Origin of the sequence: Cohnella sp. WQ 127256 (assembly GCF_024519285.1) — a bacterium.
Lineage (GTDB): Bacteria > Bacillota > Bacilli > Paenibacillales > Paenibacillaceae > Cohnella.
On sequence record NZ_JAMZCY010000001.1, the window covers coordinates 619,844 to 636,439 of the forward strand.

Genomic DNA, 16,596 nt, shown 5'->3' on the forward strand with positions numbered 1-16,596 from the left:
ATAACGTTAAAGGCTTCTCAGAACCTGTTTTTGGTGCGTTTGTGATCGATAGAGTGATGGCGTAACGTTATTCATGAGCTCCGTGGCGTGCGGGCGGCAAATAGAGTGTTAGGACAACTCTAAGTTTGGCTTAGTGCGGTCAAGTATGGCAGGGCTAGTGTTCCTCGAACCGATCTGTTATGAGAATTGGCACACTCAAAGTGATAGTAAATTGGATCTTAACAATGCCAATTTTGCATGTTAGGATGGATAAAAAATACCGCAGAGTCAAGATCAAGGGGATTAACAAATGAAAATATTCGTAGCGGGATCAACAGGTGTGATTGGCCGTCTGTTACTACCGAAGTTAGTAAGTGCAGGTCACGAGGTCGTTGGGATAACCCATCACAAGCTGAACAAGGAAAGCATTGAAAATGGGGGGGCAAAAGCAATTATTGCCGATGTCTTCGAACGTGATTCGATTCTATTGGCAATGAAAGAGGTACAGCCAGATGTGGTCATCCATCAACTCACATCTCTAAGTAAATGGAATCTATCGGATAACGCCAGGATCAGAAGGGAAGGCACTCGAAATTTGGTGGATGCTGCCCTGGAGGTGGGGGTTAAGCGAATCATCGCGCAAAGTATATCTTGGGCATATGAACCAGGAGAGGGGTTCGCGACGGAGGATGTCCCTTTGGATGTAGATTCCCCCATGCCTAGGAAAATGACGATTGACGGTGTTGTGGCATTGGAACGGGCTGTATCCGAAGTACCTAATCACGTTATTTTGAGGTATGGGATGCTATATGGACCCAATACCTGGTACGACCATGAAGGGATACTGGCAGAGAAAATACGGAATAAGCAAGTACCTGCAACTGACGGTATCACTTCCTTCCTCCATGTAGAAGATGCGGCTAATGCAGCCTTGCTTTCGTTAGATTGGCCAACGGGAACAATTAATGTAGTAGATGACGAGCCGGCAGCGGGAACAGAATGGCTTCCCGTGTATGCGGAAGCCCTGCAAGCACCTCAGCCGGATCTTCATCCGGTCTGTAACAGTTGGGATCGGGGTGCATCAAATGCCAAAGCTCGTAAAGATTATGGGTGGACCCCGCTTTATCCAACCTGGAGATCAGGGTTTGCTCAAAGTCTACACAAGGATTATTCGTGAGTGCGAATGATGAAACGACAAATGAAACCAAATAAGGGGGGCAGTCAATCCATGAACATTGAATATAAAATAAACGAGGTACTGCAAGCTGTAGATGTATCAAATGTTTTCCATAGTTCAGGAATCAAGCGGCCGGCGGATGATTTGGAGCGTATTCAACGTATGATCGACAATGCCGACGTCAATCTCTCCGCTTGGGATGGAACTAAGCTTGTGGGAATTGCGAGGGCCATTACGGATTACTCTTATTGTTGCTATTTATCAGATCTGGCAGTCAGCAAGGAGTACCAGAGGACCGGAATTGGCAAGGAGCTTATTCGTCGTCTGCACGAGCTTATTGGTGAGGAAGTATCCTTACTATTGTTATCGGCACCAACCGCGATGAATTATTATCCTTCTATCGGCTTCGATAGGAAGGATAATGCATTTATTATCCCTAGAATGTATTAATGCTTTTTGCACTTCCCTGTGCCTGTCGCCATAGTTAATCTATCTGTTAAAATAGACATTAACTATGTCATTATCGTAATGGGGCTGTTGACTGTGAAGCTAGATCGTCTACTCGCAATTGTTATCCTATTAATAAACCGCCGGATCATTCAAGCCAAAGAGTTGGCGGATCATTTTGAAGTGTCGGTGCGTACGATTTATCGAGATATGGATGTCCTTAACCAAGCAGGAATACCGGTCATTTCTTACCAGGGCGCTGGGGGTGGCATAGGCTTATCGGAGGGTTATCGGCTCGATCGCAACGTTCTGACTAACAATGAAATGGTTGCAATTGTGACCGCGCTTCAAAGTGTTTCAACAACACATGATAGCCCAGATATTAAGCAGCTGCTTGAAAAGATGCAAAGTGTCGTCCCTGCCGCGGAGTCAGAGCAATTTCAGATCAGAACCCAGCAGTTTATCGTTGATCTGTCTCCTTGGGGGAGGCAAAGTCATATGGAGGACAAGCTGGCGCATTTGAAGAAAGCCGTTGAGGAAGCGCGTGAGGTAATCTTTACCTACTGTAATGCGCAGGGAGAGGTGACTCAACGTCGCGTTGAACCCTATACACTTGTGCTGAAGCAACAAACCTGGTACCTCTATGCCAATTGTTTGGAGCGCAAGCAGTTCCGCTTATTCAAGCTGTTCAGAATGAGGGATGTTGAGGTTCAGTTGAGTTATTTTGTCCGTCAAAATATTTCTCTAGATCAGATTCCATGGAACCAGCAGTGGACAACAGCTGAGAAAACAACCTCCTTGCGTCTACGATTCAACCAGAGTGTGAAGCATCTTGCAGAGGAATGGTTTGGAGTAGAGGCTCTTATTGCAGAGCCTCAAGAGAGTGAGAGTACAGAAGAGAAATACGTAGTCGTTGTTGATTTTCCGGAGGATCGCTGGTTATATGGCTTCATTCTTAGCTTTGGACAGGATGTAGAGGTGCTGGAGCCTGAGCATATCCGCAGCAAAATTAAAGGGATTGCTCGGAATATTGAACAAATCTATTAACGAATGAATTAAACCTGACAAACAGCTGTCAAGTTACTCCTTGTATAGTTTAGACATAACCAATAAGGAGTCGATGAGATGCAACAGGTTGGATTGCAATGTCAAAGCTGCGGAATGCCGCTACTAAGTTCAGAAGTGTTTGGAACGGATGCCACAGGCAATGTCGTACAGGATTACTGTAAATACTGCTACGAGAAAGGTGAATTCACTCAACCGTCTTTCACAATGGACGAAATGATAGGATTCTGCATTCCGTTTCTTGTAGAAGAGGGAATGGAAGAGAAGCAGGCTAGAGAGCTTCTCACAAATTCACTTCCTAGTCTAAAGCGATGGTCATCGGTCGAAGGGCAACCCATCGTGCCAACCTACTCGCTCATTCAATTAGAAGAAATCAAGCTTGTAGGTATCGCAGAGAGAACAACGAATAAAGCGGAGATGACCGAGCAAGCAAAGATTGGCGGTTTGTGGGGAAGATTCTATGGAGAAGGCATCCAGCAATCCATCCCAAACTTGGCTCATGCAGGTCCGCAATCGATTTATGGCTGTTATTGTGATTATGAGAATGGAGCTGCTGGTGAATATACGATTTTACTTGGGTGTCAGGTAAAGGAGATCAATTCTCTACCTTCCGGAATGGTAGGAAGGGTGCTCCCAGCATCACAGTATGCCGTCTTTACGACTAAGATGGGTCCTGTATCGACTGTTGTCATCGAAGCATGGCAAGCCATCTGGAGATGGTCTGCCACATCTGAGCTGAAGCGAACGTTCACGGGGGATTTCGAGCTCTACGATGAGCGTAGCTCAGATCCTGAGAATGTCCAAGTTGATATTTATATTGCCGTTAATTAAAGCCCAAGTCTGATGATTCTATTTGGATCAAGAGTTCGACACAAATAGACCATAAACGAGGTTTTCGTTTTATTGATAAACTCATTAAATAAGTATGTTAATGTAAAAAATGTAGAAATATGATTGGTGTAAAGTGGTTAGCCCTGAGCGGCTAATCACTTTTTGTGTTTTCGTTAAAATGTATCCGATTGCTTCCCCGTTTGTGGGTGAGGTATAGGATACATAGAGGAGATGTCTTCAAGTGAAATGGGATTGGCAATAAGCTCTTCGATAGCAGTTGATCGGCACACAGATAGCATATAATCAGGCTCAATTTGCAGCGTACGCAGGATCCATGTCTGATCTGGAGTATGGACTTGCGTTTCGTTTTCCTCAAGTGACTGAATTTCAAATGAATCAAGTGGGGTAAATAGACCGGAGCCTATGGCTTTGAGATAGCTTTCTTTTTGTGTCCAAATTTTATAAAAGGCATTTAACTTCTTAGGGGTGCTTTGTTTAGAAATATAACTATTTTCATTAAGTGTAAAATTCCGGATAGCTATGCTGGAATATTGAAAATCTCGTATGTATTCAATATCAATTCCAATTTCGGCGTGATCAAAAACACAGGCTACATAATCTGCGGTATGCGATAGGTTGAAGTATAGACCGGGTTGGGCTAATAAATAGGGCTTCCCTGATTTGTGAGTACCCCAATCCAAGCGTTGCCCGGACATGTTGTGTTTGGTTAGGAGAATATAATTCACAAGCAATTCACTGACGATGGAGCGGTTAAAATCGTTGGCCTGCTTAAATCGGATTGCTTTATCCAATCGGGACTTGGATACGTATGGAGATAACCGTTTGATCATTTCCGAATGTCGAAGATGATCGATTCGAACAAGATAGATATTCAAGCAGCATTATCCCCCAAATTGTATATTATTATTGTTAAAATAATCATAATTAAATAGGATATAGCAATTATTTATAAGTCATTACTAAAAGAAAAAAAACGACAGAATAAGCATACAATCCATAAGTGTTTAGTTCTTTATATCTATGTGCATTAGGTCTAAATAACTATTTAGTAATTTATGGATGTAATGTTACAATACAGACCTGACAAAATATATATTAATTACATCACATTTTATATGAATTGTATAATTTTTGTTTTAAGAATATTAGATCAAAAAGTTCATAAATAGATGAGGTGGTCATTTTCGCAGTCTTTTTTTGCTTATTTGTGCAAACGTTTGTACAGATGAATTTGACTGAGGAGGAGTATTGTGAAGAAGCAATATAACAATCTAAACGAAGCTTTCGAATGGGCGTGTCGTTCAGATAAAGGCATTATTTTTGTCGACAAAAATAGAGACCAAAGGGTTTCCTATTATCAGCTTTATGAGGAATCTTTATATATCCTTAATCATTTGCAAAGAAAAGGGATGAAAGCAGGAGATCTTCTGCTCCTTCAAATCGAGGAGCCTCGATGCTTCCTTCTCGTCTTCTGGGCGTGTTTGCAAGGAGGCATCATCCCGGTCCCCATTACCGTAGGTTCAACTCCCGAGCACCGGATGAAGGTTAGGCGAATATGGGAACTCTCAGATCATCCCTACCTGATCGCATCACCAGAATTACGCTTATCGTTCGATGAACCGATTGAGCAGGGAGGGGGAGACCCACTGGCGGTTAAGTTTAATGAGCGATTGTGGGATACAGACTCCATCATGACCAATTATTCCGCAAAGGGAATAATACACTCCTCCCAGGCTGATGATATTGCATTCCTACAGTTCTCCTCCGGATCTACGGGGGATCCTAAAGGAGTTATTCTCACTCATCGGAACTTGTTAACGAACATAGATGCCATCTTGACTTGTTCGAATGCTGTTCCGAGTGACAGATCACTAAGCTGGATGCCCCTTACACATGATATGGGTTTGATCGGTTTTCATTTAGCCCCACTAGTCGCCCAGATGGATCAATGGATCATGCAGCCTAGACTATTCTTAATGCGACCACATCTGTGGCTGAGTAAAGCTCATGAATACCAAGTCACACAGATTTCTTCTCCTAACTTTGGATATAAGCATGTATTAAATCATCTCACCCCGGAAGATAACTACAACTGGGATTTATCATCCATTAAATTTATTTTTAACGGTGCTGAACCGATTTCTGTACATTTAGCTAATGAGTTTCTTACACGTATGGAGCCATATGGCCTATCCAGAAATGCAATGTTTCCTGTTTACGGAATGGCGGAGGCGAGCTTAGCCGTCACTTTCCCCCCGATAGAGGAAGAACTCCAAGCTGTCTATGTGGAGCGGTCAACTATCGGTGTTGGAACAGCGGTTGTTTATAGTGAGGCTGATCGTTCAACCAGTGTAGCATTCGTCGATGTTGGCTTTCCGGTCAGCCATTGCCAGGTGCGAATATGTGACGATGCAAATCAACCACAGGCTGAGCATGTTATCGGTCATATTCAAATCAAAGGGGACAACGTAACGAGAGGTTATTATCGGAACGAGGATGCTACACAGCGTTTAATATCCGAGGACGGATGGTTGCAAACCGGGGATATCGGATTTATGCGAGGCGGTAGATTAGTCATCACCGGACGGAAAAAAGACATCATTTTCGTTCACGGTCGTAATTATTTCCCTCATGACTTAGAGCAGTCCGCTCTGGAGGTTGATGGTATAGAATTTGGTAAAATCGCAATCTGTGGCGTGACAAACGATGGGTTAGGAACGGATGAGATTGTTGCATTCCTACAGCATCGGGGTAAAGATGATTCGTTTGCTTCAATCGCGTGGGAGTTAAGAAGGCATCTCAGCCGGAGCTCGGGATTAAATATTGCATGCGTTATACCGATCAAGCAAATCCCCAAAACAACAAGTGGAAAGCCACAGCGATATAAATTAGTGGAACAGTACACAAAAGGGGAATTTCAGGATCGTATCGAGCAATTTCGAAGCATAATGAATAGCCGAAGTGATTCGAGCCTAGAATTACCTCATGACGAAGTGGAACACAAGCTAGCTGAGCTTTGGGCAAGTATTATGGGAAGCAAGGTTGGAATGTCGGATTCGTTCTACGATTACGGCGGAGATTCTTTGAAAGCTGCATTACTACTATCCAGCATTCATAAACATTTTCAGGTAGACATTCCTACGAATGTCTTTCATGAAAATGCGACTATCCGAGCGATCGCTGAATATATCCGTCATTCCGAAGTTACTCCGTACAATCCAATCGTTAGAGCAGAAGCTGCAGCGCATGATCCGGTTTCTCCAACACAGCGAAGAATGTACCTTCAAGAACAATTCATCGGGGCCGGGACGGCCTATAATATGCCTTTCGCATTGAAGCTTGAAGGAAAAGTAGATGAGATTCGATTGGAACAAGCGTTACAGCTGGTGGTCAGCCGACACGACGCTCTACGTACGTCATTCGCCATGATAGAAGGCGAGGTTAGGCAAATCATCCATCCGAATGAACATGTTCCGATGGAGCAATTGACAGCTGATGAAGAAAATCTACCGGAATTATTAACTAAGCTGAACCTTTCTTTTAACCTACACAACTTACCTCTCATTCGTAGTACCCTCATCTTGGTTCACTCACACATGAACTATCACATCCTTCACCTAGACATTCATCACATTTGTTCTGACGGAATATCCGCAAATCTATTATGGAATGAACTCTTTCAGTTGTATCAAGGAATTGAACTTCCGCAGCCGTCCCTACAATACCGCGATTATGCCGTGTGGCTCACTACAAGTTCTGGACTTGAAGAGAAGCAGTCATTAGAAGGCTACTGGTCTGAACGGCTGTATTCGGAATTGCCGGTGTTGGATTTACCAACAGATTTCAAGAGGCCTGAGCGTAAATCCTTCGACGGTGACACCATACGAATTCAAGTCCCGCATCATTTGTCTAGCCGCGTACAGAATTGGATCCAGGAAGAGAAGGTATCGTTATACTCGTTCCTATTGTCGGCCTATTCTTTGTTATTGAATAAGTATGCAAGACAGGACGACGTGATCATTGGGGCATTAGTCGCTGGCAGGAATCATGCTGATTTGATCTCTGTCATGGGCGCTTTCATCAATTATATTCCGATCCGCTTCCAGGTCGACGCTAATGCGAGTTGGTCTGGCTACATCCGAAATGCTCAACAAGCGATCATCCAAGATTTCGAACATCAGCAATTGCCCTTTGAAGAGATCGTATCGCTTACGAAATGCACAACTTCTCCATCTCGTAATCCACTTTTCGATACAATGGTCATCCTGCACAATCAGATGGATTTTGCGAAGACACTTGTTTTGCAGGATTTGTCCGTAGCTCATTATCCATTGCCGAGCGTTACAGCGAAGCTGGATATTAAGCTCGACGTCTACCTGCTAGGCTCGTCGGAATGGGAGCTTGTATGGGAGTTTAATACGAATTTGTTCCACAAGAGCACGATCGAGTGCTTCAACGCTCATTTCCTTCGCTTACTAGAGCTGGTTATTGACCAACCGGATATGAGATTGGACGATATAGAGCTGCTGAGGGCAGAGGAACAGAAGCGACTGCTGCTGGAATTTAACCCTATTGCGAAGCCTTCTACCGACAACTGTCTTGTACATCAGTGGGTTGAAAAGCAGGCAGAGGTTAGAGCTGATCAACGTGCGGTTATTTTCGATGAAAGTGATCTGTCTTATGGGGAGTTGAACTCTAAAGCAAATCAACTGGCTCGAGTGCTTCGTGAGCGGGGAGTGAAGCCGGATTCCATTGTTCCGATCTCCGTGGTCCGATCACCAGTAATGATTGTTGGGATATTAGCCATATTGAAGGCGGGTGGGGCTTACCTGCCTATAGCCCCTGAAATCCCAGTGGAAAGAATCCGCTACATGCTTGAAGACAGCGGAGCGAAGCTACTGCTAGTTAATGATGGGGGACTCGATGACCTTCCGTTCGATGGCAGTCGCATTCGCTTGGATGACGAAGGTCTGTATAGGGGAGATCCTACTAACCTAAATACCATGATGGAGCCGAATCATTTGGCTTATGTGATTTATACTTCTGGGTCTACGGGTAATCCCAAAGGAGTAATGATCGAGCATCGTTCGGTCATTAATCGAATCGAGTGGATGCAAAACGCATATCCGCTTCATGCACAAGATGTCATCATGCAAAAAACGGCGTTTACGTTCGATGTATCGGTATGGGAGCTCTTTTGGTGGGCTCAATCGGGGGCTGCTGTTCATTTTCTCATTCCGGGAGGTGAAAAGGAACCACAAGCGATCGTGAAGGCGATTGAGAGAAACCGCGTAACCACGATGCATTTCGTACCTTCAATGCTGCACTTATTCTTAGCTTATATCGAAGGGAACCCGGAGCAGATAGAAGCTTTGCGGAGCCTACACTATGTGTTTGCAAGCGGAGAAGCCCTGCCAGTAGGCCAAGTGAATCGATTTAACGCTTTGCTGCACGATCATCTCGGCACCAAGTTAATTAATTTGTATGGACCTACTGAAGCAACAGTGGACGTGTCGTACTTCGATTGTTCAATGGGAGAGGCTTTAAGTTCGATACCGATCGGCAAGCCAATCGACAATACTCAGCTATACGTCGTTGATAAGCATAGACGGTTGTTACCGCCGGGCATTCCTGGTGAATTATGCATCGGTGGCATAGGTTTGGCGAGAGGATATTTGAATCGACCGGAGCTAACGGAAGAGAAATTCGTGGAGAACCCGTTCGTGCCGGGAGCACTAATGTATCGTACAGGCGATTTGGCGAAGCAACGTCTAGATGGCAACCTCGAATATTTAGGGCGTCTTGACCATCAAGTCAAAGTTCGTGGCTACCGGATGGAGCTTGGTGAAATTGAGCATCATCTGCTACAGCATGAAGCTATTCAAGAAGCAGTCGTAATTACGAAATCTGTTGAGGATGGAAATACGGAATTATACGCTTATCTCGTCGTAGGGCAGCCATTAAATGCAGCAGAATTTCGTTCCTTCTTGATCAAGCGGTTACCTGAATATATGGTGCCAGCGTATTTCGTGAAAATCGAAAGAATGCCTCTCTCTTCTAGCGGCAAAGCAGATCGCAAAGCCTTGTCCAATCTATATACAGAGATCATGCTCAGTAAGCCGTTCATGCCTCCACAAAGTCCGATGCAGATTGCACTTGCTGAGATTTGGGAGGAAATACTTCAGGCGAATGACATTGGTATTGATCATGATTTCTTTGAGTTAGGTGGGCACTCCCTTAAAGCGGCGCAGCTCGTTCATTCGGTACAACAAAAGTTGAAAATTGAGCTTACGCTAAGGGAGATTTTCAGCTTTCCAACGATTAAAGAGCTAGCGATGTTTATGGAGAATAAAACGGAAAGTGTGCTTGCTCCGATTGTTGAAACGGCGAGCCGAGCTTATTATCCATTGTCCTCCGCGCAGAGCCGACTGTACATTCTGAACAAATTTGAAGGGATCGAAACGACCTATCATCTCCCGGTCGCATTCCTATCCGAGGGAGTCATCGATCCCATTCGTTTCGAGCAAACGATTCAGGCTCTAATCGCTAGGCACGAGAGTTTACGGACGACTTTTGAACTCGTAGACGGAATTCCAATGCAGAAAATCCATGATCAGGTTACTTTTCAATTAGAGACGTTTGAAGGTTACGAAGCCAGCTTACACGGATCGTATAAGAAGTTTAGCCGTCCGTTCGAGCTTGATCATGCTCCGCTGTTAAGGGCTGGTCTAAGGGAATTACCGGATGAGAAGCAATTGATCCTGCTTGATATGCATCATCTCGTTTCTGACGGTTTGTCTATGGGCGTTCTCGTCCGTGATTTCGTCGAGCTATACGAGGGAAGGCCGCTTCCGGAATTACAAGTGCAGGTTAAAGACTATATAGCATGGCAAACGATTCAATTAGCTTCCCAGCCACTTCAAAACCAACGGCAATATTGGCAGGAAGTATTTGCAGATGGTGTGCCTTTGTTGGAGCTGCCTACGGATTTCAAACGGCCTTTGGTCAAATCGTATGTAGGTAGCCTAATCCCGTTCGACCTTAATGCGGAACAAACGCTTCAATTGAAACAGCTAGCGAATGAATCGAAAACGACCTTATACATGGTCATGTTGGCGTTGTTTAATGTATTACTCGCCAAGTATTCCAGCCAAGAAGATATTGTTGTCGGATCACCGGTTTCAGGAAGGCCTCATGCCGATCTGCGTAACTTGATTGGGATGTTCGTCAATACGATTCCACTGCGGAATTACCCTGCTGCAGATAAATCGTTCATGGTGTTCTTGCAGGAGCTGAAAGAGAATGTACTAACCGTCTTCGAGAATCAGGATTATCCATTCGAAGAATTAGTTGGAGATTTGCAGGTGAGTCGTGATTTAAGTCGTAATCCTCTGTTCGATGTCATGTTCGTCATGCAGAACATGGATATTCCCGAACTAAGGATTAATCAGATCAGCATGAAGCGGCTAGCTCTACCGCATTCTCAAGCGAAATTTGATCTCACTTTGGAGGTGTTCGAGCAAGAGGGCGGTCTGACATGCAACTTCGAATATTGCACGGAGTTGTTTGCGACCGAAACGGTTGAACGTCTCATCAAGCATTTCCAAGCGATAATTTCGAGTATATTAACGGATTCGTACATTTCTATTGGGGAAATCGAGATGATGTCGCCACAAGAGCGACACCAGATTATTCATGAGTTCAATGATACGGCATGCGATTATCCGCAAGATGAAACACTTCATCAGTGGCTGGAAAATCAAGTGAACCGCCAACCTGAACAAATTGCACTGATCTTTGGTGATACCCAATTGACTTACTTTGATCTCAATGCGAAAGCCAATCAATTAGCTCATGTGTTAAGGGAGAAGGGGTTGGGTCAGAATCGGATTGCCGCAGTTATCGCTGAACGATCACCGGAAATGATGATTGCTCTGCTCGCGATTGTGAAAGCAGGAGGAGCATACTTACCGATTGCCCCAGATTATCCGGTGGATCGAATTAGCTATATGCTCAAGGATAGCGGGGCTTTAATCTTGCTAGCGCAGGAGCGAGGGTTGACTCCGTCTGCACCTCAGATCGAATTTGCTGGGACAATAATTAACTTAGATGATTCATCAATGTATGAGGGAGATCCTGCAAACTTAACACTGGAAGTTTCTCCGCGAGACATGGCATACATGATCTATACGTCCGGTTCAACGGGTAATCCGAAAGGGGTTATGGTTGAGCATAGCGCTATAGTCAATCGATTGTATTGGATGCAGAAGCAATATGCGATCGGACCCGGTGATGTTATTTTGCATAAAACGGCTTTTACGTTCGATGTTTCCGTGTGGGAGCTGTTCTGGTGGAGCTTAGCGGGTGCGACTGTTTGTTTCTTGGAACCTGGAGGAGAGAAGGATCCGGAGAAGATCGTACAGGCGATCGGTCGCCACAACGTGACGACAATGCACTTCGTACCTTCAATGCTGCACCTCTTCCTAGATTATTTGGAAAGGCAGCCGGATCTCGAAAGTATTGGAACTGCGGGAATGGCAAGCTTGAAGCAAGTTTTTGCGAGTGGAGAGGCATTGCCTATACAGCAAGTGAAGAGGTTTTACGAGTTAATTCAATCCCGAATGGAGGGCGGGGCTAAGCTCATTAATTTGTACGGTCCGACGGAGGCAGCGATCGATGTTTCCTATTATGATTGTCAGTCTGGAGAGCCTGCGGAGGTCATTCCAATCGGTAAACCGATTGACAATATTCAGCTGTACATCGTGAATTCACAGATGCACTTACAACCTATTGGCTTGCCTGGAGAACTGTGTATTGCAGGCGTAGGATTAGCACGCGGGTATATGGAACGTCCGGAGCTAACGGCAGAGAAGTTCATTCCCAATCCATTCGTACTAGGAAAGCGGCTCTACAGGACTGGGGATTTGGCGAGATGGCTCCCAGATGGAAATATCGAATATCGGGGCAGGCTTGATCATCAAGTGAAGCTTCGCGGCTATCGAATCGAGCTCGGAGAGATTGAAGCGGGGTTGCTACAAAACAAGGAAATCGCCGAAGCGGTCGTGCTTGTGAAAGAGTCGCTGCAAGGAGATAAACGCTTGTGTGCTTATCTCGTATCGAGTCATGAGCTTGATGTCACAGCTATTCGACAACAGCTGTCACGCGTTCTGCCGGAGTATATGATCCCGTCCTCTTATACGCAAGTGGAAGCTATGCCATTGACTGCAAGCGGAAAAGCAAACCGTGCTGCGTTAGCTAAGCTCGAGCTGAGTCTCCATTCCAATGAAGACTACGTTGCACCGCAGAACGAGCTAGAAGTGAAGCTGGCTGAGATTTGGAGAGAGCTTCTGAATGTGGAGCGCGTCGGTATTCGAGAGAACTTCTTCGATATCGGTGGACATTCGTTACTTCTTCTCCGTATGCACGCAAAGCTTGAGGGTGAATTCCCAGGCAAAGCGAAAGTAACCGATTTATTTGCTTATCCAACGATTGAGAAATTAGCTGAGTTCTTCGTTACAGCTGGCTCGGGCTCTAATTCGGAAATATCGTTAGAGTACATCGAATTTCCGTCTGAGTTTTTCGTTAGCCGCCAGGAACAGCAAGCTCCAGGTGCGGCATTCAAAATTCAACTCGACGAAGCGGTATCGAAAGATTTAATCCAAGCAGGCAACGAGATTACCACTGGGTTAGAAGCCATATTAACTGCACTTTATGCTTATCTATTTGCTCAGCTGACCCAGAGATCTAAGAATGGAATACACATTGGATTATCTGATCAGAGGATTTACCCCATAGAGGTTGATCTTCAACAAATACCAAAAACTTTGTCTTTTGCGCAAACGTTTGCGCATTATTTTGCCAGTGAGACTCAACGAATTCGTGATCTAGGAAAAGGCTACGACGGGAAAGACATCTTGAAGAAACAGCTCAATCCGCCAGAGAAGTGTATTTCCGCATTGTTGTACGACCCGAATCACTTTGCGGCACATGCTCGTTTAACGGAAACCTTCGATGTGATTGTTTCCTACCGAATCGAGAATAGACAAATTGTTCTTTACTGCGATTACAACGGGAGAAGATTGCGTAAAGACAAAATAAAACAATTGATGCAGGGGTACGCGAAATTAGCCCGGTGGTTTGTTAGTCAATATCGCAGCGATAAGGAAGTATCGACTGCTCGGGATGGTGAGACGGTATGATCGGCAAAGTAGCATTGCTTTTCCCAGGAACAGGATCTCAGTATATCGGGATGTTTAAATCTCAATATGAACAGTACGCACTAGTGAGAGAGACGTTCGACGAAGTTGAAGAAGTCCTCAAGCTCAACTTGGCAGAGAGGTGTTTCACCGATGGGTTTCAGGAGCAGTTAAGCATCGCCTATGCGCAAACCGCAATATTCGTGTGCAATGTAGCCGCCTACCGGGTGTATATGAACGAGGTAGGCATTAAGCCAAGCTTGATGGCGGGTCATAGCTTAGGCGAATTGTCAGCCTTAACCTGTGCAGGAGTGTTCCGAGTTCAGGACGCGGCTGAAGCTGTTTGGTTAAGAGGTGAAGCGATGGAAGCAGCGGTCCCTGAAGGAGGGGGCGCCATAACGGCAATCAAGCATCTTTCTGCAGAGCTCGTGCAGGAGCAATGCAAGCGATCAAATGCTGAAGATGGAACGGTTTCGATTGCTTGTTACAATTCATCCGATCAAATCGTGATCGCTGGCCATAGAGCAGCTGTAACCAGAGTATCGGAAGCATTGAGAGAGCTTGGCGCGCAAACGATCACGTTAAATTCTAATGTACCGTTTCACACCTCACTTATGGTATCGGCCGCGGACAGACTGAGAGAGAAGTTGCTGCAAATCCAGTTAAATGAACCGCTCTGTCCTGTCCTTTCGAATGTTACAGCGAAGCCCTACGAACGGGGATCGGAGGGTGTAATTGACCATCTGGCGCGACAGTTAACACATCCCGTTCGTTGGGAGGAAACCGTTCGCCACATGCAGCAAGAAGGGATTTCGTATGCGGTGGAGCTAGGACCGAATTCGATTCTTAAGAAGCTGAACCGTAAAACGGCGCGTAACATTCGTGCTTATTCCTGGGATGAAGCAGAAGATTACACCCGAATCGTTGAAATGCAGCGTCTCAAGCCTGCTCTTATCGACAGATGTTTATCCATCGCAGTTGCTACGCGAAATCATAATGACGATAGGGAACAATTTGAGATAGGGGTTGTCGAACCTTACAAAAACTTATTGCGAATTCAGCAGGAATGTGAGCAATTGGGTCATCCGCCTTCTTCTTTGCAAATGAAAACCATATATGAAAATCTTCAATCGATCTTGCTTGTTAAGAGGGTGGATCAAGAGGAACGGGAAATGCTATTGCTAGAGGTAGAGCTAATAATGAGCGGAATCTAACAGCACATTCGCAAGTGATTTTTATACGAGAGGGAGAAGATGATGAGAAAATATTTGCTGATGGTCGGGGAAGTCGCGTTGCTATTAGGAACCTTTTTGGGGGTATCCATCCTTCACAACACGATTATCGTACCTAATTCGGGTGCCTATGGGGATTTTGTTGGGAGAAATCTACCGATCTGGATCACGATGATGTTTGCGATTACGTCGGTGCTCTACGTGATTTATTTCCAAGTGAAGAAACGATTCGTTAAGAAAAACTATGAAAGTATCATCCAAATGAGCAACTTTAAGAAAATGAACAAGATCGATGTGACGATCTCCGCCTTAATCGGTTTGTTCTTGGGCATTTTCTTCATATGCTTCATGAAATTATCATTCATCATCGATGGATTCCCGGACTTCGAGAATTATGTCGCTATGTTTATGAATTCCGAATCTTTCATCATAACGATCATCGGATTGTCGATCATTGGGCCCTTGTTCGAGGAAGTCCTATTCCGGGGTTTGCTGTTTAACATCATGCGCAAAAGCTTACCATTCGTTGCGGCGTTATTACTGCAAGCCGTCTTTTATGGATATGCCCAGCCCAATCCAAGCATACAGGTGATGGCATTTTTCCTGGCAATCGTCTATGGCATTCTCTATTACCGATTAAAATCGATCTGGTCCTCTTTAATTGGGGCTGCGGTAATGAACACCGTTATCTTCGTAACAAGGGAATACGGCGTTCAAGATAGCATCGCGACTATTCCGGATAATATTCTAATGTTTACTTCGGGCTTCTGCCTCTTCTTCATGATCGCTTTATTAGTAGCGGTATGGAAAGGTGACACCAAAGTAGCCGTCTTGAAAATGACTGGAAATCTACTTCTGTGGACGTTCGTTTATGCGGCATTCTACTACCCTTTCATTTTCATCGTATGGAATCAGTATATTATGGGCATCGATGCGATAGCTCCTTGGCTGGGTGCAAATAATGTGATTGGATTTGTTCCTTACGATATTTTAGCGTTAGTCATTTATTTCTACGTGATGAAATGGGTGAATAAGAAAAACCTGATTAAAGCTAGCAATTTCACGCGCATGTCGTTTAAGAACGGGGTCATCATTTCTATCCTGGGAATCGCGATGGGCGTATGGGTACAATGCTTCTTCGAAATTCCCTACTTCAGAGACAATTATCCGCAATTTGATCAGTTGACCGTATATTTAACGACTACGATTGTTCCCGTTTATTTATTGTTTTTGATCATTCATTCCATTTACAAAGAGATCTATTTCCGCGCATTGATATTTAACGTGCTAAGGACGGCAATGCCAGTCTGGATATCGGTTGTAGGTACGGGAATTATTTACGGAGGTTTGTTCTTCAACTGGGATGTTCCTCTGACAATCTACGCTTCGCTAGGAGCCCTTATTTTCAGTCTGATGTTTGAATGGTATAAGTCGATCTGGGCGCCGATCATTAACGAGTTTTTTGTCTTTGCCGCGTACTACGTGTTAAGAAAGCTTAATCTCAGCTACGGGCCTGGAGTCGTATGGGCACTCGTGATCAGTTCAATTGTCGTCCTTAGCTTGATGTATTATTTGTGGAAAAATCGGGAGACCAAACGCGCACAAAGCTCCGCTGACGAACAAGCCAACACAATGGTTGCTTAGGAGG

8 protein-coding genes are annotated in these 16,596 nt (G+C 44.8%); 7 read left to right on the forward strand and 1 reads right to left on the reverse strand.

What is annotated here, in order from left to right; all coding sequences use genetic code 11:
• The first annotated feature begins 289 nt into the window (after positions 1–289).
• From M1K58_RS02525 to M1K58_RS02540, 4 genes are all read left to right on the forward strand, one after another.
• Positions 290–1,156 (forward strand): NAD-dependent epimerase/dehydratase family protein, encoded by an 867-nt coding sequence (locus tag M1K58_RS02525; RefSeq protein WP_256757084.1) that lies wholly within the window; start codon positions 290–292, stop codon positions 1,154–1,156.
• Positions 1,157–1,207: 51 nt separating this feature from the next.
• Entirely contained in the window at positions 1,208–1,606 is a 399-nt protein-coding gene (locus M1K58_RS02530) for a GNAT family N-acetyltransferase (protein WP_256757085.1), read from the forward strand.
• Between the two features lie 93 nt (positions 1,607–1,699).
• Complete coding sequence (locus M1K58_RS02535; RefSeq protein ID WP_256757086.1) at positions 1,700–2,650, forward strand: helix-turn-helix transcriptional regulator; 951 nt, start codon at positions 1,700–1,702, stop codon at positions 2,648–2,650.
• Between the two features lie 78 nt (positions 2,651–2,728).
• Positions 2,729–3,499, forward strand: a complete 771-nt coding sequence (locus M1K58_RS02540; protein WP_256757087.1) for an effector binding domain-containing protein — start codon at positions 2,729–2,731, stop codon at positions 3,497–3,499.
• A 173-nt stretch (positions 3,500–3,672) separates the two neighbouring features.
• On the opposite strand, the gene M1K58_RS02545 is transcribed toward M1K58_RS02540, so the two are convergent.
• A complete protein-coding gene (locus tag M1K58_RS02545) occupies positions 3,673–4,350 on the reverse strand; it encodes a 4'-phosphopantetheinyl transferase family protein (protein WP_372339126.1) in 678 nt (225 codons plus the stop codon).
• Positions 4,351–4,770: 420 nt separating this feature from the next.
• Between M1K58_RS02545 and M1K58_RS02550 the strand changes: the two genes are divergently transcribed.
• From M1K58_RS02550 to M1K58_RS02560, 3 genes are read left to right on the forward strand one after another with little or no spacing between them, the layout of a single operon-like run.
• On the forward strand, positions 4,771–13,719 hold the full coding sequence (locus M1K58_RS02550; protein WP_256757089.1) for an amino acid adenylation domain-containing protein: 8,949 nt from the start codon (positions 4,771–4,773) through the stop codon (positions 13,717–13,719).
• Complete coding sequence (gene fabD, locus M1K58_RS02555; protein WP_256757090.1) at positions 13,716–14,930, forward strand: ACP S-malonyltransferase; 1,215 nt, start codon at positions 13,716–13,718, stop codon at positions 14,928–14,930. Before M1K58_RS02550 ends, fabD begins: the two co-directional genes overlap by 4 nt.
• A 39-nt stretch (positions 14,931–14,969) precedes the next feature.
• A complete protein-coding gene (locus M1K58_RS02560) occupies positions 14,970–16,592 on the forward strand; it encodes a type II CAAX endopeptidase family protein (RefSeq protein ID WP_256757091.1) in 1,623 nt (540 codons plus the stop codon).
• Positions 16,593–16,596: the final 4 nt, after the last annotated feature.